Origin of the sequence: Serratia plymuthica NBRC 102599 (assembly GCF_001590925.1) — a bacterium.
In the GTDB taxonomy this organism is placed as follows: domain Bacteria; phylum Pseudomonadota; class Gammaproteobacteria; order Enterobacterales; family Enterobacteriaceae; genus Serratia; species Serratia plymuthica.
Genome location: NZ_BCTU01000003.1, coordinates 41,379 through 64,620 on the forward strand (window position 1 = coordinate 41,379; position 23,242 = coordinate 64,620).

Below are 23,242 nucleotides of genomic sequence, written 5' to 3' on the forward strand. Positions count from 1 at the left end.
CAATACTAGGAACCACCTCCTTAGCCGGTCCAATCTCCCTTGGGCTGGCTTTTTCTTTGGTGCCGTCAAAATACCCGCAGATGAAACCCTAATATTTTTTTAACATTTAAAATTGTCGAGTTATCTATTTTAATAACACGCCAAACTGCATTTCCATATAAATACCCAACCTCATCGATTAATTAAACCATTAACGATAACTCGCTGCTGATACCGCACCTATATCTTAAATTAAGCCAAATATGCAGAAATAATCATTGGCCCGCTGACCATAATCAGAATTAACTGAATATTCTGATGGTCTGCTCTCCACTTGTAGTTTATCTTTTTCAGTCCAAAGCATTGGTCAGCCGGGAGAGAGGGAATGAGTCAACACACGTCAGCGCTTCTTATCATTAATGGCAAAGGCGCAGGCAACGAAGACGTTCGCCTTGCGGTGCAGAAGCTGCGGGATGAGGGCCAGACCCTGCACGTTCGCGTGACCTGGGAACAGGGTGACGCGGCGCGCTATGTGAAGGAAGCTTGCCAACTGGGGGTCGCCACGCTGATTGCCGGCGGCGGCGACGGCACCATCAACGAAGTGGCCGCCGCGCTGACGGCGCTGCCTGCGGGCAGCCGCCCGGCTCTGGGCATACTGCCGCTGGGCACCGCCAATGACTTCGCCGTGGCCTGCAATATTCCGCTGATACCGGAACAGGCGCTGCTGTTGGCGACGAAAGGCCGTGCGGTACCGATCGATCTGGCGAAGGTCAATGACGAACGTTACTTTATCAACATGGCAACCGGCGGTTTCGGCACCCGCATCACCACCGAAACGCCGGAAAAACTAAAGGCCGTACTGGGCGGCGTTTCTTACTTTATTCATGGCCTGCTGCGCATGGATACGCTGAAGGCCGACCGCTGCGAGATCCGCGGGCCGGATTTCCAGTGGTCCGGAGACGCGCTGGTGATTGGCATCGGCAACGGCAAGCAGGCCGGAGGCGGCCAGCAGCTGTGCCCGGACGCGTTAATCAACGACGGGCTGCTGCAACTGCGGCTGCTGATCGCAGACGAACTGCTGCCGGCGTTGGTGGCCAGCCTGGTTAACGACGAGGAAAACAAAAACGTGGTTAGCGCCGCGCTGCCTTGGTTGGAAATCAATGCGCCGCACGAGATCACCTTTAACCTCGACGGCGAGCCGCTGAAGGGCACGCATTTCCGCATCGAAGTGCTGCCGAACGCCATTGAATGCCGCCTGCCACCCAACTGCGAGCTGCTGGGCTAAGGCCGCCCTTTCTCTGATCCCTGGGCGCAGCCAGCCTGCTGCGCCCCCACCGGTTCGCCCTTATCCCTTCCCTCTATTTACGCGATGAAATGTGATCTTCCCCGGCAAATCCTTTAAATCATACTTGTATGGTAGTTAGTTCATGGCGTATTTTTTCCCTATTAATGACCCGTGGGAACAGGATGTAGACGTTATGAAAATTGTTAACGCAGAGGTGTTTGTCACTTGCCCAGGCAGGAATTTCGTCACGCTGAAGATCACCACCGACGACGGCATTACCGGCATCGGCGACGCCACCCTCAATGGCCGCGAACTGCCGGTAGCCTCCTACCTGAAAGATCATGTCTGCCCGCAATTGATCGGCCGCGATGCCCACCAGATCGAAGATATCTGGCAATTCTTCTATAAAGGCGCCTACTGGCGGCGCGGCCCGGTCACCATGTCCGCCATCTCCGCCGTCGATATGGCGCTGTGGGACATCAAGGGCAAGGCCGCCAATATGCCGCTGTATCAGCTGCTGGGCGGCGCATCGCGCACCGGCGTGATGGTTTACTGCCACACCACCGGCCATTCCATCGACGAAGTGCTCGACGACTACGCCAAACATAAAGAGCTGGGCTTTAAAGCCATCCGCGCCCAGTGCGGCGTGCCGGGCATGAAAACCACTTACGGCATGGCCAAAGGCAAAGGGCAGGCCTACGAACCGGCCACCAAAGGCAACTGGCCGGAAGAGCAGCTGTGGTCCACGGAGAAATACCTCGATTTCACCCCCAAGCTGTTCGAGGCGGTACGCAACAGGTTCGGTTTTGACGAGCATCTGCTGCACGACATGCACCACCGGTTGACGCCGATCGAGGCCGCGCGCTTTGGCAAAAGCATTGAACAGTACCGGTTGTTCTGGATGGAAGATCCGACCCCGGCGGAGAACCAGGAGTGCTTCCGGCTGATCCGCCAGCATACCGTTACGCCTATCGCCGTCGGCGAAGTCTTCAACAGCATCTGGGACTGCAAACAGCTGATTGAAGAACAGCTGATCGACTATATCCGCACCACCCTCACCCACGCAGGCGGTATCACCGGCATGCGCCGCATCGCCGATTTCGCCTCGCTGTATCAGGTGCGTACCGGTTCGCATGGCCCTTCCGACCTGTCGCCTATCTGCATGGCGGCGGCGCTGCACTTTGATCTGTGGGTGCCGAACTTTGGCGTGCAGGAATATATGGGTTACTCCGAACAAATGCTCGAGGTGTTTCCGCACAGCTGGACCTTCAACGACGGCTACATGCACCCGGGCAACAAACCGGGGTTGGGCATTGAGTTCGACGAAAAACTGGCCGCACGCTATCCGTACGAACCGGCCTATCTGCCGGTCGCGCGCCTGGAGGACGGCACCTTATGGAACTGGTAACGGGAGAACGCGCAATGCAAAGCGTGGTGATTGAACAACCTGGCCGGCTGGTTATCCAGCAGCGCCCGCTGCCGCAGCCGGCGGCCGGCGAAGTGCGGGTAAAGGTGAAGTTTGCCGGCATCTGCGGCTCCGATGTGCACATTTATCATGGGCATAACCCGTTCGCCCGCTACCCGCGCGTGATCGGCCATGAGTTTTTCGGCGTGATTGATCAGGTGGGCTGCGACGTCGACCCGCAACGCATCGGCGAACGCGTTTCGGTGGATCCGGTGGTGAGCTGCGGCCATTGTTATCCTTGTTCCATCGGGCGCCCCAACGTCTGTAGCGAGCTGCAGGTGATCGGCGTGCACCGCGACGGCGGCTTCAGCGACTATGCCTGCGCCCCGGCGCGCAACGCTTACCGCATTCCGGAAAGCATCAGCGATCGCCACGCCGCGATGGTCGAGCCTTTCACCATTGCCGCCAATATCACCGCCCATCTGCAACCCAGGGCCGAGGATATCGCGCTGATCTACGGTGCCGGGCCGATGGGGCTGACGGTGATCCAGACGCTGAAAGGGGTCTACGGCGTGAAGCAGGTGATTGTTACCGACCGCATCGCCGAACGGCTGGCCATGGCGCAAGAAAACGGTGCCGACTGGACGTTCAATAACGCCGAGGCTTCGCTGCCGGCCGAGCTGGAACGACGAGGCATCCGCCCGACGCTGATTGTCGACGCCGCCTGCCACCCGGCCATTTTGCAGGAAGCCATTAACCTTGCATCACCGGCGGCGCGCATCGGCATCATGGGTTTCTCCGGCGATGCCTGCACCGTCACCCAGCAAAGTATCACCAGCAAGGAGCTGTCGATTTTCTCCTCGCGCCTCAACAGCGCCCGCTTCCCGCAGGTTATCGACTGGATGGCCAACGGAAAAATCGACCCGCAGCGGTTAATCACCCATTGCGTCGCCGCCAGTGAAGTGGAACAGGCGATGCTGATGTTCGAAAAAGATCAGCGCACCTGCTGCAAAGTGTTACTGCAATTCAGTTAGTTTTGTTAACACCGGGGCATAGAGCGGCCTGGCCGCCCTTGCAGAGAACAAAGCATCAAAACTAGAAATATATGGAGTGCTTTTATGTTTAAAAACCTGCGTTGGACCATAGTATTCCTGCTGTTCATGGTCTTTATGATCAACTACCTCGACCGCGTCGCGCTGTCGATTACCGTACCGATGATCGAAAAAGATCTGATGCTGAACGCCGAGCAGTTCGGCCTCATCTTCGGCAGCTTCTTCTTCGGCTACGCCATCTTCAACTTTATCGGCGGGCTGGCGGTCGACAGGTACGGCCCGACGCTGGTGCTCGGCATCGCCGTGGCCTTATGGTCAATCTTCTGCGGCATGACGGCATTCGCCACCGGCTTCTATTCCATGCTGATCCTGCGCATCCTGTTCGGCATGGCCGAAGGGCCGATCAGCTCTTCCGCCAACAAAATGATCAACGGCTGGTTCCCGAAGAAACAGGCGGCTACCGCCATGGGCCTGCTCAGCGCCGGTTCGCCTTTGGGCGGCGCGGTAGCCGGGCCGATCGTCGGCTATCTGGCGCTGGCGTTCGGCTGGCGGATGGCATTTATGATCATCTGCTCGATCGGCATCGTCTGGATGCTGGTGTGGTTCTTCGTGGTGGCGGATAACCCGGCCAAGAGCAAGCACGTCAGCGAAAACGAACGGGCACTGATCAACAAGCTGAAAGAGGAAAAAATCAGCGAAGAAGAAGAGCTGAGCGACGCCGCGCATGGGCTAGGCTACTACCTGAAGCAGCCGATCATCCTGGTCACCGCGTTCGCCTTCTTCTGCTACAACTATATCCTGTTCTTCTTCCTGAGCTGGTTCCCGGCGTATCTGGTGCAGGCGCACAACCTGAACATCAAGGAAATGAGCCTCACCACCATGATTCCGTGGATTGTCGGCTTCGTTGGGCTGGCGCTCGGCGGCTATATCTCCGACAAGATTTTCAATATCACCGGCAAGCTGCTGCTGTCACGCAAGATCGTCCTGGTGACCAGCCTGTTGGCGGCGGCCATTTGCGTCGCATTGGCGGGCACCGTCAGCAGCGTGGTGCCGGCGGTCATGCTGATGTCGGTCTCTATCTTCTTCTTGTATATCACCGGGGCCATTTATTGGGCGATCATTCAGGACGTGGTGCATAAATCGCGGGTCGGCGGCGCCAGCGGCTTCGTTCATATGATCGGCAGCGTGTCGGGGATCATTGGCCCGGTAGTGACCGGTTATATCGTGCAGAACACCGGCAAGTTCGACAGCGCCTTTATCCTGGCCGGCGGCGTGGCCGCACTCGGCGCCGTGCTGGTGTTGTTGGTGATCAAGGCACCGCGCAATGCCGCACAACCGCAGATCTCGAAACACTAACCCCTTTGGGGCGGCCAACGTCGCCCCGCTCTTTCAGGGATTTCAGCATGACACTTTCCAGCAACAGCGCGCTACCGGCGGCAATTGCCCGGCCAGGTTACGCCCGTGAACGCATAAAACCCCGCATTGTCCACCTCGGCTTTGGCGCCTTTTTCCGCGCACATCAGGCCGTGTATGCCGAGCAGTTGGCCAACGAGCACGCCGGCGACTGGGGCTACTGCGTGATCAGCATGCATAACGGCCAGCAAAAAATCGCCGATCTGCAACAGCAGGATTTGCTGTATACGGTGGCCGAAATGGACGGCGACGGCTGGCGCGGCCGCACGATCGGCGTGATCAGGCAAGCGCTGCACCTGCAGGTCGACGGGTTGGCAACGGTACTCGACGCCATGACGCAGCCAGAGATTGCCATAGTTTCATTGACCGTCAGCGAGAAAGGCTACTGCTATCAACCTGCCAACGGCCAGTTGATGCTCGATCACCCGGACATTCAACACGACATCGCCAACCCGCTGCGGCCGCGGTCCGCGCCGGGGCTGATCCTGGCTGCGCTGTGCCTGCGCCGGGAGCGCGGCCTGCCGGCGTTTAGCGTGATGTCCTGCGACAACATGCCGGCCAACGGCCAGGTAACCCGCAACGTCGTCACTCAACTGGCGCAGCGGCAGGATGCCGGGTTGGCCGACTGGGTGCGGCAAAATGTCCGCTTTCCTTCCACCATGGTAGACCGCATTGTCCCGGCAGTGACGCCGGAAACCCAACGCCAGTTGCAGGCGTTGCTGGGCGGCGTGAGCGATGCGGTCGGCGTGGCCTGTGAACCCTTCCGCCAATGGGTGATTGAAGACGACTTCCCGCAGGGGCGGCCAGAGTGGGAGCTAGCGGGCGCCGAACTGGTCAGCGACGTGCTGCCGTACGAGGAAATGAAGTTGCGGATGCTGAACGGCAGCCACTCGTTCCTTGCCTATCTCGGCTATCTGGCCGGTTATCCGCACGTCAGCGACTGCATGCAAGATGAGGATTTTGTCCGCGCAGCGCGCCATTTAATGTTGGCGGAGCAAGCGCCGACGTTGCAGGTAAGCGGTGTCGATTTGGCGCATTACGCCGACTCGCTGTTGCAGCGCTACCGTAACAGCGCGTTGAAACACCGCACCGGGCAGATCGCCATGGACGGCACGCAAAAATTGCCGCAGCGCCTGCTGGATCCCATTCGCCACCATCTGGCGCACGGCAGCCGTTTTGACGCCCTGGCATTGGCCGTGGCCGGTTGGATGCGCTACGTCGGCGGCCAGGATGAGCAGGGCCGGCCAATAGAAATCAGCGATCCCTTGCGTGAACCTATTGCCGATTTGGTGGCGGGCAGCGAGGAAGGCCCACAGCGCGTGCTTGCGCTGCTCCAGTTGGAAAAGATCTTTGGCCATGACCTGCCGGACAGCCCAGACTTCGTCGGCGCAGTGACTCAGGCTTATCTGGCGCTGTTGGCTAAGGGAGCAAAAGCCGCCGTCGCCGGATTAGCGGTTAGTTGTTAGATCGATTGAAATTCATCAAGCTGCGGCGGGATTTACCGCCCGCAGCCCTAAGATAATCTGCTAGTATGGTGGCATTCACAGCAAGTCGGGTCACTGATTGTCGCCATGTCTGAATCCTACAGCCTCACCAACACCCTTCCGGTCAACCAGCAAATTTACCGTTTCCTGCGTAAAGACATTGTCGACTGCACCATTCCGCCCGGCACGCTGCTTTCCGAGAAAGAGATTTCCACCCGTTTTAGCGTTTCGCGCCAACCGGTGCGCGAAGCTTTCATCAAACTGGCGGAGGCCGGGTTGGTGCAGATACTGCCGCAGCGCGGCACTTTCGTGATGAAGATTTCCGCCAAGCGGGTGGCCGACGGGCGCTTTATCCGCCAGGCGGTGGAATGCGCGATCGTCCGCCGCGTGGCGCAGCGGATCACGCCGGAACAGCTGATGACGCTGGAGCACAATTTGCATCGCCAGGAACTGGCGGCGCAAAACCAACAGACGCGCGAGTTTTTGGCGCTGGACGATGAGTTCCACCAGTTGCTGACCCAGTTCGCCGACTGCCCCCTGGCCTGGGAAACCATCGAAACCATCAAGGCCACCATGGACCGGGTGCGTTTTCTCAGCCTGAGCGAGGTGTCGCCGCCGGAAAGCCTGATCCAGCAGCATTATCGGATCTTTGCCGCGCTCAAGGCGCAGGATGCGGACGCCGCCGAACGCGCCATCCATGAGCACCTGCAGGAGATGATCTACTCTATTACGCCGATCGCCCTGCAAAACACCGAGTGGTTCGATATCGAGTAATCAGCCAGTTACCGCGCCGGGGGCGATCGCCCTCGCGTATTTTCCCCTGCAAATGGAATTTCCTCTCAATCGCATCTATTGTTTCTCCTTGCCAAAGGAAATTCAGTAGTCTCGTTTTTTCAGCTTTAATCACCGCTTTCTGCTAGGCCGGTGACCCAATATCCCCTATGGCTTTCAAGTTGCAGCCAGGGCTTGAAAAACCACGGGGATGGCATTGCCGGTGTATGAGGGAGCTAAATCGGGAGTTAATCATGACTGATATCGCGCAGTTGTTAGGAAAGGAAGCGGAAGACCTGTTGCAACACCGCTGTACCACCATCCCTGCTGAGAATCTGTACCTGCCGGGCGCCGACTTTGTCGACCGGATAATGATCGATAACAACCGTCCCAATACCGTCCTTCGTTCCATGCAAACCCTGCTCAACCATGGCCGCCTGGCCGGCACCGGTTACCTGTCGATTCTGCCGGTCGATCAGGGCATTGAACACTCGGCCGGCGCTTCTTTCGCCGCCAACCCCTTGTATTTTGATCCGAAAAACATCGTCGAACTGGCAATCGAAGCCGGCTGTAACTGCGTCGCCTCCACCTACGGGGTGCTGGCGTCGGTATCACGCCGCTATGCCCACAAAATTCCGTTCCTGGTCAAACTGAACCATAACGAGACCCTGAGCTATCCGACGCAATACGACCAGACGCTGTACGCCAGCGTCGAGCAGGCTTTCAATATGGGGGCGGTCGCGGTCGGCGCAACGATTTACTTCGGCTCCGAGCAATCTCGCCGCCAGATCGAGGAGATCTCTGCCGCCTTCGAACGTGCGCACGAGCTGGGCATGGTCACCGTACTCTGGGCCTATCTGCGTAACCCGGCGTTCACCAAAGACGGCGTGGATTATCATTCCAGCGCCGATCTCACCGGCCAGGCCAACCATATTGCCGCCACCATCGGCGCCGATATCGTCAAGCAAAAAATGGCGGAAAACAACGGCGGCTACCGCGCAGTAAAATTCGGCTACACCGATGACCGCGTCTACAACAAGCTGACCACCGATCACCCGATAGATCTGGTGCGTTACCAGTTGGCCAACTGCTATATGGGCCGCGCGGGCTTGATCAACTCCGGCGGCGCCGCCGGTGAAAACGACCTGCAGGAATCGGTGCGCACCGCAGTCATCAACAAGCGTGCAGGCGGCATGGGCCTGATCCTGGGGCGCAAGGCGTTCAAGAAATCGATGAAAGAAGGCGTGGCGCTGATCAACGCCGTGCAGGACACCTATCTGGACAAAAAAGTCACCATCGCCTGATCCCTTTCCCTGTCCCCACAGCCCGGTACGCCGGGCTTTTTTGTGCCTGTCTTCCGCCAATCCTTTCGTTTTATCCTTATTTTTCTTTCATAATTAACTTTCACAATAAAATATTTATCTTTCAAAATGTGATCTATTTAAAACAAATGAATCCATAAAGTGACTAGTGTAAGGCCCATGGCGACAGAGCCGCTTTTCGCTCCAGGCCATACCGTCCATCACAGGAGAGCAATAATGATTGAGCTAATCACCCACGGCGCCGAGTGGTTTATCGGCCTGTTTCAGAAAGGTGGTGAAGTGTTTGTCGGCATGGTGACCGGCATTTTACCTTTGTTAATCAGCCTGTTGGTTATCATGAATGCGCTGATCAAATTTGTAGGCCAGGAACGTATCGAACGATTGGCGCAGCGCTGCGCGGGCAACCCGGTATCACGCTATCTGCTGCTGCCGCTGATCGGTACCTTTGTTTTCTGTAACCCGATGACCCTCAGTCTCGGGCGCTTTATGCCGGAGAAATACAAGCCCAGCTACTATGCGGCGGCGTCCTACAGCTGCCACTCGATGAACGGCCTGTTTCCGCACATCAACCCCGGCGAGCTGTTCGTTTACCTCGGTATCGCCAGCGGGCTGACGACTCTCGGCCTGCCGCTGGGGCCATTGGCGGTGAGCTATTTCCTGGTCGGGCTGTTCACCAACTTCTTCCGTGGCTGGGTAACCGACCTCACCACCAGTCTGTTCGAACGCAAGATGGGCATCCGCCTGGATCGCCAGGTGCAACTTTAATCCGTGGAGTGCAGCATGAGTGCTTATATCCGTATTGAGAAAGGCGCCAGCGGCTGGGGTGGCCCATTGGAAATTGCTGTCGAACCCGGCAAGAAAGTGGTGTACATCACCGCCGGCACCCGCCCTTCGATCGTCGATCGGCTCAGCGAGCTGACCGGCTGGCCGGCAGTCGACGGCTTTAAAGAGGGCGAACCGCCGGCGGAAGAGATTGGCGTGATGGTGATCGACTGCGGCGGCACCCTGCGCTGCGGGTTATATCCGAAGCGCCGCATCCCGACGGTCAATATCCACGCCACCGGCCAGTCCGGCCCGCTGGCGCAGTTTATCCTCGAGGACATTTACGTCTCCGGCGTACGCGACAACAACATCAGCCTGGTGGCGTCGGCAACCGATACTGCGCAAAAGGCCCCCGCCCCGCAGCCCAAAGGGCGGGATTACGACACCAGCAAAAAAATCACCGAACAGAGCGACGGCCTGCTGGCCAAGGTCGGTATGGGCATGGGTTCGGTGGTGGCGGTGTTCTTCCAGGCCGGGCGCGACACCATCGACACGGTGCTGAAAACCATCCTGCCGTTTATGGCGTTCGTCTCGGCGTTGATCGGCATCATCATGGCCTCGGGTCTGGGTGATTTTATCGCCCACGGCCTGACGCCGCTGGCCAGCAGCCCAATCGGCCTGGTGACGCTGGCGCTGATCTGTTCCTTCCCGCTGTTGTCGCCCTTCCTCGGCCCCGGCGCGGTGATCGCCCAGGTGATTGGCGTGCTGGTCGGGGTGCAGATCGGTCTCGGGCATATTCCGCCGCAGCTGGCGCTGCCTGCGCTGTTTGCGATTAACGCGCAGGCTGCCTGCGACTTTATTCCGGTCGGCCTGTCGCTGGCGGAGGCCAAACAGGACACCGTGCGGGTCGGCGTGCCGTCGGTACTGGTCGGGCGTTTCCTGACCGGTGCGCCAACGGTACTGATCGCCTGGGCCGCTTCGGCCTTCATCTATCAATGACACTGTTTTGCAGGGAAAAGATCATGCACACCATTTTCCACACCACCATTACGCAGATTGGCGGCAGCGCCCGTGAGGCATTGCAGGATGACATGCTGATCACCTTCCGCGAAGGCGCGCCGGCGGACATCGAAGAGTTTTGCTTTATCCATCGGCACGGCGACACCGCCGGCGAATTGCAGGTTGGCGGCTGGATGGAGCTGGCGGAGCAGCGTTATCCGATCACCGCCGTCGGCAGCGTCGCGACGCAAAACCTACGCGAGCTGGGTCATGTCACCGTACGCTTCGACGGCGTAACCCAGGCCGAGTTTCCGGGTTCGATCCACGTTTCCGGCGCCACGCCGGCTGATATCCCGTTAGGCAGCACGCTGAAATTTATTGCATAAGGAGTAGACCATGTCTGAAGTAGCGGTAGTGATTGGCGGCGGCCAAACCTTAGGTGCGTTTTTATCTCATGGCCTGGCGCAGGCGGGTTACCGGGTCGCGGTGGCCGATTTGAACGCCAACAATGCCCGGCAGGTGGCGCAACAGATTAACCATGAGTTCGGTGCGGGCCGCGCCCAGGCTTTCCAGGCCGACGCCACCGACGAGCAGAGCGTCATTGCGCTGGCGGCGGCGGTGGATCAGGCGTTCGGCCAGGCCAATCTGCTGGTTTACAGCGCCGGTATCGCCAAGGCGGCGCCGATCACCGATTTCCTGCTGGGGGATTTTGACCGCTCGTTGCAGGTCAATCTTGTCGGCTATTTTCTGTGCGCCCGCGAGTTTTCCCGCCTGATGATCCGCGACGGCGTGGCCGGCCGTATCATCCAGATCAACTCCAAATCCGGCAAGGTGGGCAGCAAGCACAACTCCGGTTACAGCGCGGCCAAGTTCGGCGGCGTGGGGCTGACCCAGTCGCTGGCGCTCGATCTGGCGGAATACGGCATTACCGTGCATTCACTGATGCTCGGCAACCTGCTGAAGTCGCCGATGTTCCAGTCGCTGCTGCCGCAATACGCGCAAAAGCTGGGGATCGAGCCGGATCAGGTCGAAAAATATTACACCGACAAGGTGCCGTTGAAACGCGGCTGCGACTATCAGGACGTGCTGAACACCCTGCTGTTTTACGCCAGCGACAAGGCGTCTTACTGTACCGGCCAGTCGATTAACATCACCGGCGGCCAGGTGATGTTCTGATGTGATCGCCTCCCCCTCCACCCGGAGGGGGATTAAGGAGGCATTATGACTCAAGCATTGGTTATCTTCGCCGTACTGGCCTGGCTGCTGCAAATCGGCCTTGGCGGGTGGCAAATCCGCCATTTCAACCGCGCCTTCGATCGCCTGTGCCGGCAGGGCACCGTCGGCGTCGGGCGCTCCGGCGGCCGTTTTCAACCCCGGGTCGTGCTGGCGCTGGCTTTCGATGCCGAGCGGCGAGTGTGCGGTAGCCTGCTGATGCGCGGCCTGACCATCTTCGCCCGCCCGCAGCCGCTCACGCATTTGCACGGCCTGCATCAACAGGATTTGCGCCCGGATGTGATCTTCCCCGAGGATCGCGCATGCCGGACTGCACTATCGTTAGCGATTGCCCCTAAATCATGATATTTTCACATTAAAAGACATTACCTTTCATATTGAATTATTCGCTGAAGGGAAATGCCCACCCCTTGTGAACGGGAATCGCGATGAAACCAAAGCAGCGGCAGGCCGCTATCCTTGAATATCTGCAGCGGCATGGCAAAACGGCAGTGGACGCCCTGGCCGAGCATTTTTCCACTACCGGCACCACCATCCGCAAGGATCTCACCCTGCTGGAAGACGAAGGCGAGGTGATCCGCACTTACGGCGGCGTGGTGCTCAGCCGCGACGACGGCGACCAGCCGATCGACCGTAAAACCCATATCAACAGCGAAAAGAAACGCCAAATCGCTTACGCCGCCATCAAGCTGATTAACGACGGCGACTCGTTGATTTTCGATGCCGGCAGCACGGTGCTGCAAATGGTCCCGCATCTGGCGCAGTTCAATAACATCACTGTGATGACCAACAGCCTGCATATCGTCAACGCGCTGGTGGAGCTGGACAACGACCAAACCATCCTGATGCCCGGCGGCACCTACCGCAAAAAATCGGCCTCGTTCCACGGTAGCCTGGCGGAATCGGCGTTCCAGAAGTTCAGCTTCGACAAATTGTTTATTGGCGCGGACGGGGTCGATCTCAACGCCGGCGTCACCACCTTTAACGAGGTGCATAACGTCAGCAAGGCGATGTGCGAGGCCGCCAGCCGCATTATCCTGCTGGTGGATTCGTCGAAATTCGGCCGTAAAAGCCCGAACGTGGTGTGCGACCTGAGCGCCGTGGATACGCTGATCACCGATAAAAACATCAATCCGGATTACCTCGCCGCGCTGCAAGCGAAAGGCATCAATATCATTCTGGTAGGAGATTCCGATGAGTAACGCTACTGCCCTGCTGGCCTTTGCCCGCGAAACGCTGGAAATTGAGCTGACCGAAGCTCAGCGCCTGCTGGCGCGCCTGGACGACAATTTCGTCTGCGCCTGCGAACTGCTGTTGAACTGCCGGGGCAAGGCGGTGATTTCCGGCATCGGCAAATCCGGCCATATCGGCAAAAAAATTGCCGCCTCGCTGGCCAGCACCGGCACGCCGTCGTTCTTCGTCCATCCTGCGGAGGCGCTGCACGGCGATCTCGGCATGATCGGCGCCGACGACGTGGTGGTATTTATCTCCTATTCCGGCCGCGCCAAGGAGCTGGATTTGATCCTGCCGCTGCTGGCGGAAAATAACATTCCGGTGATCGCCATTACCGGCGGCAAAGAGTCGCCGCTGGCGCTGGCCGCCGCCTGCGTGCTGGACATCAGCGTCGAACGTGAGGCCTGCCCGATGGGGCTGGCCCCCACTTCCAGCGCGGTCAATACGCTGATGATGGGCGACGCGCTGGCAATGGCATTGATGCGCCAACGCGGGTTCAACGCCGAAGACTTTGCACGCTCCCATCCGGGCGGCAGCCTGGGCGCGCGCCTGTTGAACCGGGTACACCACCTGATGCGCACCGGCGATCGCCTGCCGCAGGTCAGTGAAAACGCCAACGTAATGGAAGCGATGCTGGAACTGAGCCGCACCGGGCTGGGGTTGGTGCCGGTGTGCGATGCGCAGCAAAAAGTGGTGGGGGTGTTTACCGACGGCGACCTGCGCCGCTGGTTGGTGAAAGGCCATAGCCTGCAGGATGCGTTGGGCCAGGCGATTACCCGCCCCGGCTACCGCTTGCCGGAACAGTGGCGCGCCGGAGAAGCGCTGGAAGCCTTGCACGAACAGCACATCAGCGCCGCGCCGGTGGTCAATCTGGATGGCGTGCTGGTGGGCGCCATCAACCTGCACGATCTGCATCAGGCCGGCATTGGCTGAGTGCGTGGCCTCAGGGCGCAGGCAATGAACTGCGCCCCAGGTCGTTTTATTTCCAGTCGGGATTGCTCTCGAACTGTTTTTTCAGCAGCGCCTTCATGTCTTCGTCCGGCTTGCCCAGCCATTGGTATTTGGCGTATTTCTTTGGATGATCGATCGCTTCCGGTTTGTCGGCGACTTCTACCCGCACGCCCCAGGCCTGGGATTTGTCTTCTTTAAACGCCACGATCAAAAAGTTGTTGGCGCAGTCGTGCGGCTTGCACAGATTGCCTACCAGATAGTTCTGCCCCTTCCAGCTCAGGCTTTGCGCCGGAGTGGAAGTGCCCATCCCCTTACGCGCCCAGCCCGGCAGGCGAGCCTGCCCCTTCACCATGTTCTGCCAGCTGGTTTGATAGCCCGGCTGCTGGATCACGTCCGAGGTGGTAACAATCTGCTGGGCAACGCTGCCCGCACTGAGACTGAGTAACGCGCCGAAGATGGCGCAGCGAAGTGCGTTTTGTCCTGTCATGGCCTTCTCCCTTGGTTAAATCCGATCGTACCCGGCGAGCGCCGGGCATGGATCCAGTCTGACCACAACAACGGCAAAAAGTTGAATCACCACCACGCGTGAAAATGATGCACCGGCCCGATGCCGTGCCCCACTTCCAAGGTATCCGCCTGCTGCAATGCCTTTTGTAGATAGTCCTTGGCGGCGGCGACCGTGCCGGCCCAGTCTTCATGACGCGGGCGCAGCGCAGCCAACGCGGCGGAGAGCGTGCAGCCGGTGCCGTGCGTATGACGAGTCGCTACGCGCGGTGCACTGAAGCGCAGTTCCTGCTCCGCGCTGAACAACCAGTCCGGGCTTTCGTTTTCGCTGAGGTGGCCACCCTTCATCAGCACCGCCTGGCAACCCATGGCCAGCAACGCCCGGCCCTGTTCGCGCATCTGGTGCTCATTTTCCGCCGGGGCGCACGCCAACAGAGCCGCCGCCTCCGGCAGGTTCGGCGTGATGATCGACACCTGCGGCAGCAGTTCGCGGCGGATAGACTCTACCGCCTCCGGCGCCAGCAGGGGATCGCCGCTTTTCGCCAGCATCACCGTATCCAGCACCACGAACGGCGGCCGGTAGTGGCGCAGGCGTTCGGCCACTGCCTGCACGATATCGGCGTTGGCCAGCATGCCGATTTTGGCGCTGTCGATGCGCACGTCGCTGAATACCGAATCCAACTGGGCGGCGACGAACGCCGGATCGATGTTATATACCGACTGCACGCCACGGGTATTTTGCGCCACCAGCGCAGTGATCACGGAAGTGCCGTAAGCCCCCAAGGCAGAAAAAGCTTTCAGATCGGCCTGGATGCCGGCGCCGCCGCTCGGATCGGTGCCGGCGATGGTCAAAGCGTTAATCCGTTTCATTGCAGCTCCTCCGCACGCAGTTGATACAAGGCGTCGAGGAACGCCGGGGTAAAGCTGCCCGGCCCCGCAGCCCGGTGCGTAGCCCGCTCGCCGCAAAGCGACATCACCCGGCAAGCGGTCGCGACGTTGTCCAGCCGATCGCCCGGCAGGCTGCAAAATGCCGCCACCACCGCCGACAGGGCGCAACCGGTGCCCACCACCCGCGTCATCAGCGCATCGCCACCGGCGACCGCCCAGTCGCGCCGGCCATCGGTGATGTAATCCACCACGCCGGTTACCGCCACCACCGCGCCGCTGAGCTGCGCCAGTTCGCGTGCCGCCGGCAAAGCCGCCAGCGAGTCGTCGGTGCTGTCTACGCCGCGCCCGGCGCTCTGCCGGCCGCTCAGCGCCATAATTTCAGACGCGTTGCCACGGATCGCCGCCGGCTTCTCGCCCAGCAAACGACGGGCAAAGGCGGTGCGGTACGCCAACCCGCCTACTGCCACCGGATCCAGCGTCCAGGGCGTTCCCGCCAAATTGGCAGCTTCTACCGCCGCCAGCATGGATTCGGCACGCGAGGCATTGAGAGTACCGATATTGATTAACAGGGCACTAGCCATCTGGCTGAACTGCGCCGCTTCGGTCGGTTCCACCACCATCGCCGGGGAAGCGCCAAGCGCCAGCAATACGTTAGCCGTCAGCTCCTGCACCACTTCGTTGGTCAGGCAGTGAATCAGCGGGGGCTGTTGTTTGAATTGGGTCAGACAGGCCGCGGCGCGGGCGCCGGGTAAAGCATCAGGTCGAGCGAACATATTCCTCCCAACCGGCGTTCAAGAAGGCGGGTACCGGTTGGGGCACCGAGACTTCCCTACGCTGGCATAATCCAGATCAGGTAATACGGGTAAAATCTCAGCCCCTTGGGGCACCCCGAGTCAAGGAGGCCATTATTGGGGTTGCCGCCGGTGAGGTCAATCGCGCTATAGTGTCAAAAAATAAAAAGGAGCTGCCATGCAAACAAGACCCTACCGAGAAGCCGATCGCCCGTTCTTGCGCACCCTTTATCTGGCTGCGCGCAAGGCGGCGTTCACGTGGCGCGATACCGAAGATTACCGGCTGGAGGATTTCGACCGCTCGACGCTGGGCGAGGATATCTGGGTGGCGGAAGATCAGGGAAAACTGCTGGGGTTCGTGTCGATTTATCGCCAGGATAACTTCATTCACAACCTGTATGTCGATCCTCACCTCCCGCCACGCGGCGTCGGCACGGCCCTGCTGCAAGCGGCGGAGCGAACCTTTACCGCCACCGGCTCGCTGAAATGCCTGGTGAAAAACGAGAAGGCGCTGGCGTTTTACCATAAGCATGGCTGGCAAAAGATAACCACCGGCAACGACGGCGGCGAAGAATACTACCTGCTGCATTCGCCTAAAAAATAGCGTCACTCGCTGTGAGCCGAACTGGAAAAGGCCTGACATCGTCAGGCTTGAGGTTGACGATAAAATACGGGTTTTGTTTCATGGGTAGAGCGCAGGACATACCCCAACATGCGGCATTTAGCAGGTTTGCAACGTAGGCAGACTCAAGTGCCTGAAAACTGAAATTGTGTTGTTGAGTTCATCCTGGAGATCTCAAAAAGTGAGTGTGCTTACAAGCAAATGCCCCTACTTCTACAAAAATATTTATGCCGAAGGATAACTCTCTAAGAAACTAGTTAATATCTATCGCTTTTAATTCTCCTTTATCCATCCATAAAGAAAACGTCACACTATAACTCCTGCCATTGTTCACGGTATCATTTTCATTTATATGTATTGAGTTAATAGAAAATACATATGCCTTACCATATTCAAATTTAAACCCAAAATTAGGCGCGCATTTATTTGGATATAACCTTGGGGCATTTTCAGTAGTGAAGGTTTTATTTAACATGTTCAGATCACTACCAACCTCGCTAATACTCAATGAAGATATACTTTCTCCTTCAGAACCTGGCGATATAACGCAAACACGACTTCCGACTGTAGTTACATTAGCTCTGTGATTTTCTGGTCGGGGATCATTCATGTGGCAAGATGTTATAAGTAAAACGAGAATAAACACGATTATAATTTTCATTAGTTCGCTACCTTATAAAATGGATGATGGTAGTATTTTTCTATATAGAGCAAAAGTGTTTCCATCCACCGCCCCTTGAAACCCAGCTTGCCGGCCAATTTCACTTTTTAAACCCTCTATACCATAATTTTTCAGTAAAAAATAATCGGCTATGATTTGAGCCTGTTGCTCCATGTTGTATTTACTTAATTTCTTATTTGCGTCAATAGTGTATTTGTAAGTTGACGCCCAGCTAAAAACGCCTCTGGTTCTTACCCACATTCCGTGCTGATGTTGCCAGACATGTGTCATTTCATGCATAAAAAAATGTTGATTAGATTTTGATGATGAAGAAAAATCCTTGAGGTACGTTTCTTTTCTGAAATACATTTCACCGTTAGGTGTCATTCCAACAAACTTTCCCTGTAAACCAAATGGAAGATAACTTTCACAATGAACCCATACTTTATTCCATTGAATTGAGCTACCAAAGACTGTTTGAGCTAAGTTTTTTTCGCCTAAAGTTAAGAGACGCAATGAACTTTCCGTTTCCATAAATAATCCTTTGTTAGGAGCATAAACATCAGCATAGTAAGTGAATGATAAATTCAGGGTACAAAAGACTCAACCGAAGATTCATTTTTAGGAATTATGCCCGTATTCATAAAAAACCCCTGCTTCGTTGTCACTATTACCATCACTTTATTGATCTTCTTCTCAAGATCAGGCAAAGCCGTTTGACTGTATTTTTTGATCCCCCCGTAACTGAATGACCTCACCCGCTGTGAACCAAACCTGAAAAGGCCTGACATCGTCAGGCCTCTGGCACGGCTCAGACTACAACCCTTGCGAAACGATATCCTGCCTCGCAGGGATGTTAGCTACCCTGTGCAGAGGGCCTTTCAGCGCTGCCCTGCGCCAACGCAACAATGAGAATGGATTTCATTTGCGTTAAAGACTATCCTCCGGTTTACCTCTTACAGGCTATTCAAGGAATGGACATGCAACATCAAACGGATACCCGTTTCCCGGACGCTGCAGCGGCAGACTACGATCGCCGTATTTTGACGCTGGTGCCCGGCTATCAGTTCGCCCAGTCGCTGCTGACCGCCACCCTGGCACAAGCGTTACCGCCGCAAGCCCGCCTGCTGCTGGCCGGTTGCGGCACCGGCAACGAACTGATTGCGTTGGCGGGCATCGGCCCGCAATGGCTTTTCAGCGCCGTAGAACCTTCTGCCGGCATGCTGGCGGCTGCACGCACCAAGGCGGAAATGGCAGGTTGTGAACCGCGGGTCACCTTCCACCAGCAACTGTTGGACCAGGCGCCGCAAACGCTGCACGACGCCGCCGTTTGTTCGCTGGTGCTGCACTTTATTGCCGATGACGGCGCCAAGCTGGCCTTCCTGCAACAGTTGGCCGCGCGGTTGTCGCCAGGTGCGCCGCTGCTGCTGTTCGACTATCAGCCGGATGGCCTGCCGGTCAGCCACTACCAGCATTGGCTGCAAAGCGCCGGGCATTCCCTCGACGGCGCACGTGAGGTGATTGAACGCACCCGCAGCAACTGGCATCCGCTGGCGGCGCAGCGCGCCCGATTGCTGCTGACGGAAAGCGGTTTTACCTCACCGCAGTTGCTGTGCGACGCACTGGGTTTCCGGTTGTCATTGCTCTACCGCCGCGCCTGAGGCCGGCATGCCACGCAGCGTCAGCCACCAGAACAGCAAGGCGACCAGGCTGACGCCCGCCCCCAACCAACACACGCCGGGCCAGCCCGCCACGGCGTATACGTGGGTGCCGGCAAAGGCACCCAGCCCGCTGCCCACCGCGTAAAACAGCATATAGCAGCCCACCAACCGGCTGTGAGCCTGCGGGTGCGCGCTAAAAATCATGCTCTGGTTCAGCACATGAATCGCCTGCCCGGCCAGATCGAGCAGCACAATACCAGCCACCAGCCACGCCAGACCGTAGCCCAGCATGCCGAGCGGCAGCCAGGCCAGCACCAGCAACAGCAGGCAGACACCGCTCGCCACTTGCCCTAACCCGCGATCCGCCAGATGCCCGGCACGCACCGCCGCCAGCGCGCCAACCGCCCCGACCAAACCGAAGGCGCCAATCACCGAATGTGAAAAATTGAACGGCGCCTGGCTGAGCGGCAGCACCAGCGCGCTCCAGAAGATGCTGAACGCGCCAAACATCAGCAGCGCCAGCATGCCGCGAATTTGCAGCGTGCGATCGCGCAGCAATAAAGCCAGCATCGAGTGCAGCAAGGCCGGATAACTGAGCGTCGACGGCGGCGTGCGCGGCGTTGGCAACAGGCGCGACAACACCGGCAGCAGGAGCAACGTCACCGCCGCCGAGAAAAAATAGACCGCCCGCCAGCCGCCGATATCCGCCAGTGAACCGGACAAGGTGCGCGCCAACAACAGGCCCAGCACCACCCCGCCTTGTGCTGCGCCCACCACCCGCCCGCGTTCATGCGGTGCCGCCAGGGTAGCGGCAAAGGCGATCAATCCCTGAGTCATGGCGGTGCCAAGCAACCCCACCAGCAGCATACCAACCAGCAATAGCGCGCTGCTGTGCGCCCATCCCACCACGCACAGCGCGGCCATCAACAACAATTGCTGTACCGCCAGCAGCCGGTGGCGATTAATCAGATCCCCCAGCGGCACCACCAGCAACAGAGCCAGCGCACAGCCAAGCTGGGTGGCGGTGATCACTATCCCCACCGACGCCAGGCTGATGTTGAAATCATGAGCGATCGCATCCAGCAGCGGCTGGGCGTAATACACGTTAGCCACGCTGAAAGCGCTGGCCCCGGCCAGCAGCAGCACCAGCGAAACGGGCAGCCGACTGAGCGCGCGGCTTTGCGGCGTACAGATCGGATCCAGCGTTTTGTCACTCATCGTTCACCCTTAAAGTGGTTTCATTATTAAACCCAATGAACTTTACGCGTAGAGGTTTTATAATGCAACCAGATATCATGAAGGGAACTGAGCCATGAAACGTAAAAGCCTGGAAGATGCACAGTGTCCGGTGGCACGTACGCTGGATGTGATCGGCGATTGGTGGTCGCTGCTGATCGTGCGCGACGCCTTTGACGGCATACGCCGCTTCAGCGAGTTTCAAAAGGGGTTGGGGATGGCGAAGAACATTCTCTCTACCCGCCTGCGCACGCTGGTGGCGCACGGGGTACTGGAGATCGTGCCTGCCTCGGACGGCAGCGCCTATCAGGAATATATTCTCACCGACAAGGGCCGCGCCCTGTTCCCGGTGATCGTCGGCCTGCGCCAGTGGGGGGAAGATCATCTGTTTGCACAGGGCGAAGCGCATTCGCATCTGGTGGAAAGCGGCAGCGGCCAACCTATTCCGCGCATGACACCGACCGGCCACGGCGGGCAGACTCTTACGCCGCTGAATACTAGAGTGGTGAAGGTCGGTGATGTATAGTCCGCGTTTTACGGGGAAACCATGCTGACTCAATCATCCATTCGCCTTAACAAATACATTAGCGACAGCGGCATCTGTTCCCGTCGCCATGCCGATCGTCACATCAAACTGGGCAACGTTTTTATCAACGACAGGCTGGCCGCCGTGGGCGCACAGGTATTTTCAGGGGACAGGGTGAAGGTTAACGGTCAGCAGATCGCGCCGCGTGACGCGGAAGATCTGGTGCTTATCGCGCTCAATAAGCCGGTTGGCGTCCTCACCAGCATGGGCAAGCACGAGCGGGATAACATCGGCGATTTCGTTAACCACAGCCAACGCACCTTCCCTATCGGCCGCCTGGATAAGGCCTCACAGGGGCTGATTTTTCTGACCAATCAGGGTGACCTGGTCAACAAGATCCTCCGCGCCGGCAATAATCACGAAAAAGAGTACCTGGTCACCGTAAACAAGCCGCTGACCGATGCGTTTATTCAGGGTATGGGAGCGGGTGTGCCGATATTGGGTAAAGTGACCCATCCATGCCAGGTAGAGAAAGAAGCCTCGCAGGTGTTTCGCATTACGCTGGTTCAGGGGTTTAACCGCCAGATCCGCCGCATGTGCAAATATTTCGGTTATGAAGTCACCAAACTCGAGCGCGTACGCATCATGAACGTCGATCTCACCGGGCTGGCGCTGGGCGAGTGGCGAGATTTTACCGCTGATGAACGGCTCGAATTATTTAAGCTGATAGAGCACTCTTCGTCTGAAGAGCCTTGCCTTGCGGCATTGCTGCCATAGGCCCGCACGTTGTTCGTCATGTAGGTTCTGCGTCTATTTGAAATATCGCCATGAAACAGCCTGCGGACCAGTGATACCGCCGTACACCATCACGCCACCTACCAAGCCGCGACGAAATGGCGACGTGCTTTTATGTCAACCGGCCGGGTAGAATAACGCCCAGAATTTAACGGGTGAAGGTTAATGACTATTTACTGGTTCTATTTTATTATCAGGCGTTTGGACATAAAGCTCCCCATCAAGGCTTATAAAAACTTTCCTGTTAATATTACCATTGATAATCATCGATATATTATTATAGATACATTTCTTATTGCTCTTTACATCATTAAAACAATGATAGTCATCAACACTCCCATCATTGCTACCTGTTGGAAGCTCTACGTAACCACCGAAATTCATTATAGCAACGGTGAAATGACTTTTATCTTTGATAATAGAGTACCTATTCTGAAGCATGGCCTTATTATCGTTCCACCAAGAAATTTTACCTTCGGTAGTCAGTGGAAGATTTTCAACATAAACCGACGCGCCATCAACCCTGACAATACTTGCAGGCCTTACCATCACCCAGGCCAACCAAATAATAACAATCAAGGTCGCGATTACAGCAATCTTAAATTTATATTTACGAAACATTGTTCTCACCTGTCAGTGTTATTTTCGCACCGAAATTGGTGAAGAACGGTTTGTATGCAAATTTTTCATACCGCTGAAGCACAAACCAAATTCTAAAGAAGCTAATAGAATTAAATTTCAACTTCCCAATGTCATCTTTGTCCAGACCAAAATGGTCTTGAGCCTTATAGTTAACGACAGCAGTGTATCTGTTGCCCTGAAAAACAAGCGACTCGATACTTATCTCTGTACTGTTAATATCATGGACCGTTACTCCCAACCCATTAACAGAATCTTTCCAACGAATATATTTCGGCAAGCGGCTTTGTGACAACTGAAGAGAGAATGCTTCTTTATTCAACTCATAAGAATCAAAGTCAAAAGTATCCAGGACGTTTTTAATTCGAACAAGTGTGCTATTTTCAGATTTATCGCTTAGTATAAGTTTCTTATAGGCTTGATCCATTTGAACATCATAGTAAGCAGCACCGTTATTATACTGCATATGATTGAACAGCTTAGCGATCATCCCCTGATAAGCCCCTATGAAAGAAAAATATCTTGATGATGACCTCAATTCATCAAAAAGCATTGAAACCACTTTTTCTTTGCTGGCCGCCGGGATGTTTCTTGTTAACGGGTGATCATACGCGGCTTTATAAGTACTCCAGTTTATATGCGTTGATACCTGTTCTAAATGGTAACGTTGCTTCAAAGTACGTTCATTCATATCCCCGCATTGCATATCATCCGCTAAACGGTCATTAAAAGGTTTCTTGCCAGTAAAAATCGTTAACGGCCTTGTCAATCCACGCATCCTAAACCAGTCCCTTAGTCGTGTTTTCCCTGTGTATTTATCGTATAGCCTACCTTATCAGCGTGATATCCGAAAATGTCAAAATCTATGAGTATGTTCAATTATCCATAACCTAGATAAATGTAATCCATAACCCACCGGGCTGGCGAGTGGCGGGATTTCACCGATGATGAGTGGCTCGAATTATTTAAGCTGATAGAGCACTCTTCGTCCGAAGAGCGCTGCCTTGCGGCACAAGAGCGCCGAAGCTGA

Annotated in this window: 26 protein-coding genes, 1 pseudogene and 1 riboswitch; of the genes and pseudogenes, 19 read left to right on the forward strand and 8 right to left on the reverse strand. The window is 56.8% G+C overall.

Annotation, left to right across the window (positions count from 1 at the left end; genetic code table 11):
* The first annotated feature begins 364 nt into the window (after positions 1-364).
* The 14 genes from yegS to gutQ all read left to right on the forward strand — a co-directional run bounded on the left by yegS (position 365) and on the right by gutQ (position 13,871).
* Positions 365-1,264, forward strand: coding sequence for a lipid kinase YegS (gene yegS / locus SPL01S_RS02160; protein WP_063197338.1), 900 nt, complete (start codon positions 365-367; stop codon positions 1,262-1,264).
* A gap of 193 nt (positions 1,265-1,457) precedes the next feature.
* Complete coding sequence (gene manD, locus SPL01S_RS02165; protein ID WP_063197340.1) at positions 1,458-2,672, forward strand: D-mannonate dehydratase ManD; 1,215 nt, start codon at positions 1,458-1,460, stop codon at positions 2,670-2,672.
* A gap of 14 nt (positions 2,673-2,686) precedes the next feature.
* Complete coding sequence (locus SPL01S_RS02170; RefSeq protein WP_063197538.1) at positions 2,687-3,703, forward strand: Zn-dependent oxidoreductase; 1,017 nt, start codon at positions 2,687-2,689, stop codon at positions 3,701-3,703.
* Positions 3,704-3,787: 84 nt separating this feature from the next.
* Entirely contained in the window at positions 3,788-5,077 is a 1,290-nt protein-coding gene (locus SPL01S_RS02175) for an MFS transporter (RefSeq protein WP_006327239.1), read from the forward strand.
* Positions 5,078-5,124: 47 nt separating this feature from the next.
* Positions 5,125-6,600, forward strand: coding sequence for a mannitol dehydrogenase family protein (locus tag SPL01S_RS02180; protein ID WP_063197342.1), 1,476 nt, complete (start codon positions 5,125-5,127; stop codon positions 6,598-6,600).
* Positions 6,601-6,705: 105 nt separating this feature from the next.
* Positions 6,706-7,392 (forward strand): GntR family transcriptional regulator, encoded by a 687-nt coding sequence (locus SPL01S_RS02185; protein ID WP_006327242.1) that lies wholly within the window; start codon positions 6,706-6,708, stop codon positions 7,390-7,392.
* Positions 7,393-7,643: 251 nt separating this feature from the next.
* Positions 7,644-8,693, forward strand: coding sequence for a class I fructose-bisphosphate aldolase (gene fbaB, locus SPL01S_RS02190; protein WP_006318230.1), 1,050 nt, complete (start codon positions 7,644-7,646; stop codon positions 8,691-8,693).
* A 234-nt stretch (positions 8,694-8,927) separates the two neighbouring features.
* The gene (gene srlA, locus SPL01S_RS02195; protein WP_004941528.1) at positions 8,928-9,476 is read left to right on the forward strand and encodes a PTS glucitol/sorbitol transporter subunit IIC; all 549 of its coding nucleotides are present in this window, start codon (positions 8,928-8,930) and stop codon (positions 9,474-9,476) included.
* A 15-nt stretch (positions 9,477-9,491) separates the two neighbouring features.
* On the forward strand, positions 9,492-10,472 hold the full coding sequence (gene srlE / locus SPL01S_RS02200; RefSeq protein ID WP_020439579.1) for a PTS glucitol/sorbitol transporter subunit IIB: 981 nt from the start codon (positions 9,492-9,494) through the stop codon (positions 10,470-10,472).
* Between the two features lie 23 nt (positions 10,473-10,495).
* Entirely contained in the window at positions 10,496-10,858 is a 363-nt protein-coding gene (gene srlB / locus SPL01S_RS02205) for a PTS glucitol/sorbitol transporter subunit IIA (RefSeq protein WP_004951982.1), read from the forward strand.
* Positions 10,859-10,868: 10 nt separating this feature from the next.
* The gene (gene srlD, locus SPL01S_RS02210; protein WP_063197344.1) at positions 10,869-11,648 is read left to right on the forward strand and encodes a sorbitol-6-phosphate dehydrogenase; all 780 of its coding nucleotides are present in this window, start codon (positions 10,869-10,871) and stop codon (positions 11,646-11,648) included.
* 45 nt (positions 11,649-11,693) lie between these two features.
* Positions 11,694-12,050, forward strand: coding sequence for a transcriptional regulator GutM (gutM, locus tag SPL01S_RS02215; RefSeq protein WP_063197346.1), 357 nt, complete (start codon positions 11,694-11,696; stop codon positions 12,048-12,050).
* Between the two features lie 83 nt (positions 12,051-12,133).
* Positions 12,134-12,907, forward strand: a complete 774-nt coding sequence (gene srlR, locus SPL01S_RS02220; RefSeq protein ID WP_004951988.1) for a glucitol operon DNA-binding transcriptional repressor SrlR — start codon at positions 12,134-12,136, stop codon at positions 12,905-12,907.
* Positions 12,900-13,871 carry an arabinose-5-phosphate isomerase GutQ gene (gutQ, locus tag SPL01S_RS02225; RefSeq protein ID WP_004951990.1) on the forward strand — a complete coding sequence of 324 codons (972 nt, stop codon included), beginning with the start codon at positions 12,900-12,902 and terminating at the stop codon, positions 13,869-13,871. The genes srlR and gutQ overlap by 8 nt, the downstream gene beginning before the upstream one ends.
* 46 nt (positions 13,872-13,917) lie before the next feature.
* On the opposite strand, the gene SPL01S_RS02230 is transcribed toward gutQ, so the two are convergent.
* From SPL01S_RS02230 to thiM, 3 genes are all read right to left on the reverse strand, one after another.
* A complete protein-coding gene (locus tag SPL01S_RS02230) occupies positions 13,918-14,376 on the reverse strand; it encodes an inhibitor of vertebrate lysozyme family protein (protein WP_062868267.1) in 459 nt (152 codons plus the stop codon).
* Positions 14,377-14,462: 86 nt separating this feature from the next.
* Entirely contained in the window at positions 14,463-15,263 is an 801-nt protein-coding gene (thiD, locus tag SPL01S_RS02235) for a bifunctional hydroxymethylpyrimidine kinase/phosphomethylpyrimidine kinase (protein ID WP_004951994.1), read from the reverse strand.
* Positions 15,260-16,054 carry a hydroxyethylthiazole kinase gene (gene thiM / locus SPL01S_RS02240; RefSeq protein ID WP_006327256.1) on the reverse strand — a complete coding sequence of 265 codons (795 nt, stop codon included), beginning with the start codon at positions 16,052-16,054 and terminating at the stop codon, positions 15,260-15,262. Before thiM ends, thiD begins: the two co-directional genes overlap by 4 nt.
* 36 nt (positions 16,055-16,090) lie before the next feature.
* Positions 16,091-16,182: riboswitch (TPP riboswitch) on the reverse strand.
* 68 nt (positions 16,183-16,250) lie between these two features.
* Between thiM and SPL01S_RS02245 the strand changes: the two genes are divergently transcribed.
* Entirely contained in the window at positions 16,251-16,676 is a 426-nt protein-coding gene (locus tag SPL01S_RS02245) for a GNAT family N-acetyltransferase (RefSeq protein ID WP_006327257.1), read from the forward strand.
* A gap of 271 nt (positions 16,677-16,947) precedes the next feature.
* On the opposite strand, the gene SPL01S_RS25120 is transcribed toward SPL01S_RS02245, so the two are convergent.
* A complete protein-coding gene (locus tag SPL01S_RS25120; protein ID WP_147424915.1) occupies positions 16,948-17,355 on the reverse strand; it encodes a putative T6SS immunity periplasmic lipoprotein in 408 nt (135 codons plus the stop codon).
* A 12-nt stretch (positions 17,356-17,367) separates the two neighbouring features.
* Positions 17,368-17,889: a hypothetical protein gene (locus SPL01S_RS02250; protein WP_063197349.1), complete on the reverse strand. Its 522-nt coding sequence runs from the start codon at positions 17,887-17,889 to the stop codon at positions 17,368-17,370.
* 446 nt (positions 17,890-18,335) lie between these two features.
* Here SPL01S_RS02250 and SPL01S_RS02260 point away from each other — a divergent pair, with 446 nt between their 5' ends.
* Positions 18,336-19,016, forward strand: coding sequence for a class I SAM-dependent methyltransferase (locus SPL01S_RS02260; protein ID WP_063197352.1), 681 nt, complete (start codon positions 18,336-18,338; stop codon positions 19,014-19,016).
* Here the strand turns inward: SPL01S_RS02260 and SPL01S_RS02265 are convergent.
* On the reverse strand, positions 18,993-20,234 hold the full coding sequence (locus SPL01S_RS02265) for an MFS transporter (RefSeq protein ID WP_063197354.1): 1,242 nt from the start codon (positions 20,232-20,234) through the stop codon (positions 18,993-18,995). The genes SPL01S_RS02260 and SPL01S_RS02265 overlap by 24 nt on opposite strands.
* A gap of 94 nt (positions 20,235-20,328) precedes the next feature.
* On the opposite strand from SPL01S_RS02265, the gene SPL01S_RS02270 reads away from it, so the two are divergent.
* Together SPL01S_RS02270 and rluF are read left to right on the forward strand one after the other, a co-directional pair.
* Positions 20,329-20,778 carry a winged helix-turn-helix transcriptional regulator gene (locus SPL01S_RS02270; RefSeq protein WP_006327260.1) on the forward strand — a complete coding sequence of 150 codons (450 nt, stop codon included), beginning with the start codon at positions 20,329-20,331 and terminating at the stop codon, positions 20,776-20,778.
* A gap of 21 nt (positions 20,779-20,799) precedes the next feature.
* Positions 20,800-21,555, forward strand: a complete 756-nt coding sequence (rluF, locus tag SPL01S_RS02275) for a 23S rRNA pseudouridine(2604) synthase RluF (protein ID WP_063197356.1) — start codon at positions 20,800-20,802, stop codon at positions 21,553-21,555.
* 180 nt (positions 21,556-21,735) lie between these two features.
* Here the strand turns inward: rluF and SPL01S_RS02280 are convergent, their stop codons facing one another.
* Both SPL01S_RS02280 and SPL01S_RS02285 read right to left on the reverse strand, forming a co-directional pair.
* Entirely contained in the window at positions 21,736-22,194 is a 459-nt protein-coding gene (locus tag SPL01S_RS02280; protein WP_073972011.1) for a DUF943 family protein, read from the reverse strand.
* Complete coding sequence (locus tag SPL01S_RS02285) at positions 22,184-22,990, reverse strand: YPO3983 family protein (RefSeq protein WP_063197358.1); 807 nt, start codon at positions 22,988-22,990, stop codon at positions 22,184-22,186. Before SPL01S_RS02285 ends, SPL01S_RS02280 begins: the two co-directional genes overlap by 11 nt.
* 144 nt (positions 22,991-23,134) lie before the next feature.
* On the opposite strand from SPL01S_RS02285, the pseudogene SPL01S_RS25620 reads away from it, so the two are divergent.
* Positions 23,135-23,242, forward strand: a pseudogene (locus tag SPL01S_RS25620) (23S rRNA pseudouridine synthase F); the annotation flags it as partial.

Bases quoted from the DNA above. Each gene is read 5' to 3' on its own strand.
- yegS (WP_063197338.1), top strand. From the start codon at position 365: ATGAGTCAACACACGTCAGCGCTTCTTATCATTAATGGCAAAGGCGCA.
- manD (WP_063197340.1), top strand. From the start codon at position 1,458: ATGAAAATTGTTAACGCAGAGGTGTTTGTCACTTGCCCAGGCAGGAAT.
- SPL01S_RS02170 (WP_063197538.1), top strand. From the start codon at position 2,687: ATGCAAAGCGTGGTGATTGAACAACCTGGCCGGCTGGTTATCCAGCAG.
- SPL01S_RS02175 (WP_006327239.1), top strand. From the start codon at position 3,788: ATGTTTAAAAACCTGCGTTGGACCATAGTATTCCTGCTGTTCATGGTC.
- SPL01S_RS02180 (WP_063197342.1), top strand. From the start codon at position 5,125: ATGACACTTTCCAGCAACAGCGCGCTACCGGCGGCAATTGCCCGGCCA.
- SPL01S_RS02185 (WP_006327242.1), top strand. From the start codon at position 6,706: ATGTCTGAATCCTACAGCCTCACCAACACCCTTCCGGTCAACCAGCAA.
- fbaB (WP_006318230.1), top strand. From the start codon at position 7,644: ATGACTGATATCGCGCAGTTGTTAGGAAAGGAAGCGGAAGACCTGTTG.
- srlA (WP_004941528.1), top strand. From the start codon at position 8,928: ATGATTGAGCTAATCACCCACGGCGCCGAGTGGTTTATCGGCCTGTTT.
- srlE (WP_020439579.1), top strand. From the start codon at position 9,492: ATGAGTGCTTATATCCGTATTGAGAAAGGCGCCAGCGGCTGGGGTGGC.
- srlB (WP_004951982.1), top strand. From the start codon at position 10,496: ATGCACACCATTTTCCACACCACCATTACGCAGATTGGCGGCAGCGCC.
- srlD (WP_063197344.1), top strand. From the start codon at position 10,869: ATGTCTGAAGTAGCGGTAGTGATTGGCGGCGGCCAAACCTTAGGTGCG.
- gutM (WP_063197346.1), top strand. From the start codon at position 11,694: ATGACTCAAGCATTGGTTATCTTCGCCGTACTGGCCTGGCTGCTGCAA.
- srlR (WP_004951988.1), top strand. From the start codon at position 12,134: ATGAAACCAAAGCAGCGGCAGGCCGCTATCCTTGAATATCTGCAGCGG.
- gutQ (WP_004951990.1), top strand. From the start codon at position 12,900: ATGAGTAACGCTACTGCCCTGCTGGCCTTTGCCCGCGAAACGCTGGAA.
- SPL01S_RS02230 (WP_062868267.1), bottom strand. From the start codon at position 14,376: ATGACAGGACAAAACGCACTTCGCTGCGCCATCTTCGGCGCGTTACTC.
- thiD (WP_004951994.1), bottom strand. From the start codon at position 15,263: ATGAAACGGATTAACGCTTTGACCATCGCCGGCACCGATCCGAGCGGC.
- thiM (WP_006327256.1), bottom strand. From the start codon at position 16,054: ATGTTCGCTCGACCTGATGCTTTACCCGGCGCCCGCGCCGCGGCCTGT.
- SPL01S_RS02245 (WP_006327257.1), top strand. From the start codon at position 16,251: ATGCAAACAAGACCCTACCGAGAAGCCGATCGCCCGTTCTTGCGCACC.
- SPL01S_RS25120 (WP_147424915.1), bottom strand. From the start codon at position 17,355: ATGAAAATTATAATCGTGTTTATTCTCGTTTTACTTATAACATCTTGC.
- SPL01S_RS02250 (WP_063197349.1), bottom strand. From the start codon at position 17,889: ATGGAAACGGAAAGTTCATTGCGTCTCTTAACTTTAGGCGAAAAAAAC.
- SPL01S_RS02260 (WP_063197352.1), top strand. From the start codon at position 18,336: ATGCAACATCAAACGGATACCCGTTTCCCGGACGCTGCAGCGGCAGAC.
- SPL01S_RS02265 (WP_063197354.1), bottom strand. From the start codon at position 20,234: ATGAGTGACAAAACGCTGGATCCGATCTGTACGCCGCAAAGCCGCGCG.
- SPL01S_RS02270 (WP_006327260.1), top strand. From the start codon at position 20,329: ATGAAACGTAAAAGCCTGGAAGATGCACAGTGTCCGGTGGCACGTACG.
- rluF (WP_063197356.1), top strand. From the start codon at position 20,800: ATGCTGACTCAATCATCCATTCGCCTTAACAAATACATTAGCGACAGC.
- SPL01S_RS02280 (WP_073972011.1), bottom strand. From the start codon at position 22,194: ATGTTTCGTAAATATAAATTTAAGATTGCTGTAATCGCGACCTTGATT.
- SPL01S_RS02285 (WP_063197358.1), bottom strand. From the start codon at position 22,990: ATGCGTGGATTGACAAGGCCGTTAACGATTTTTACTGGCAAGAAACCT.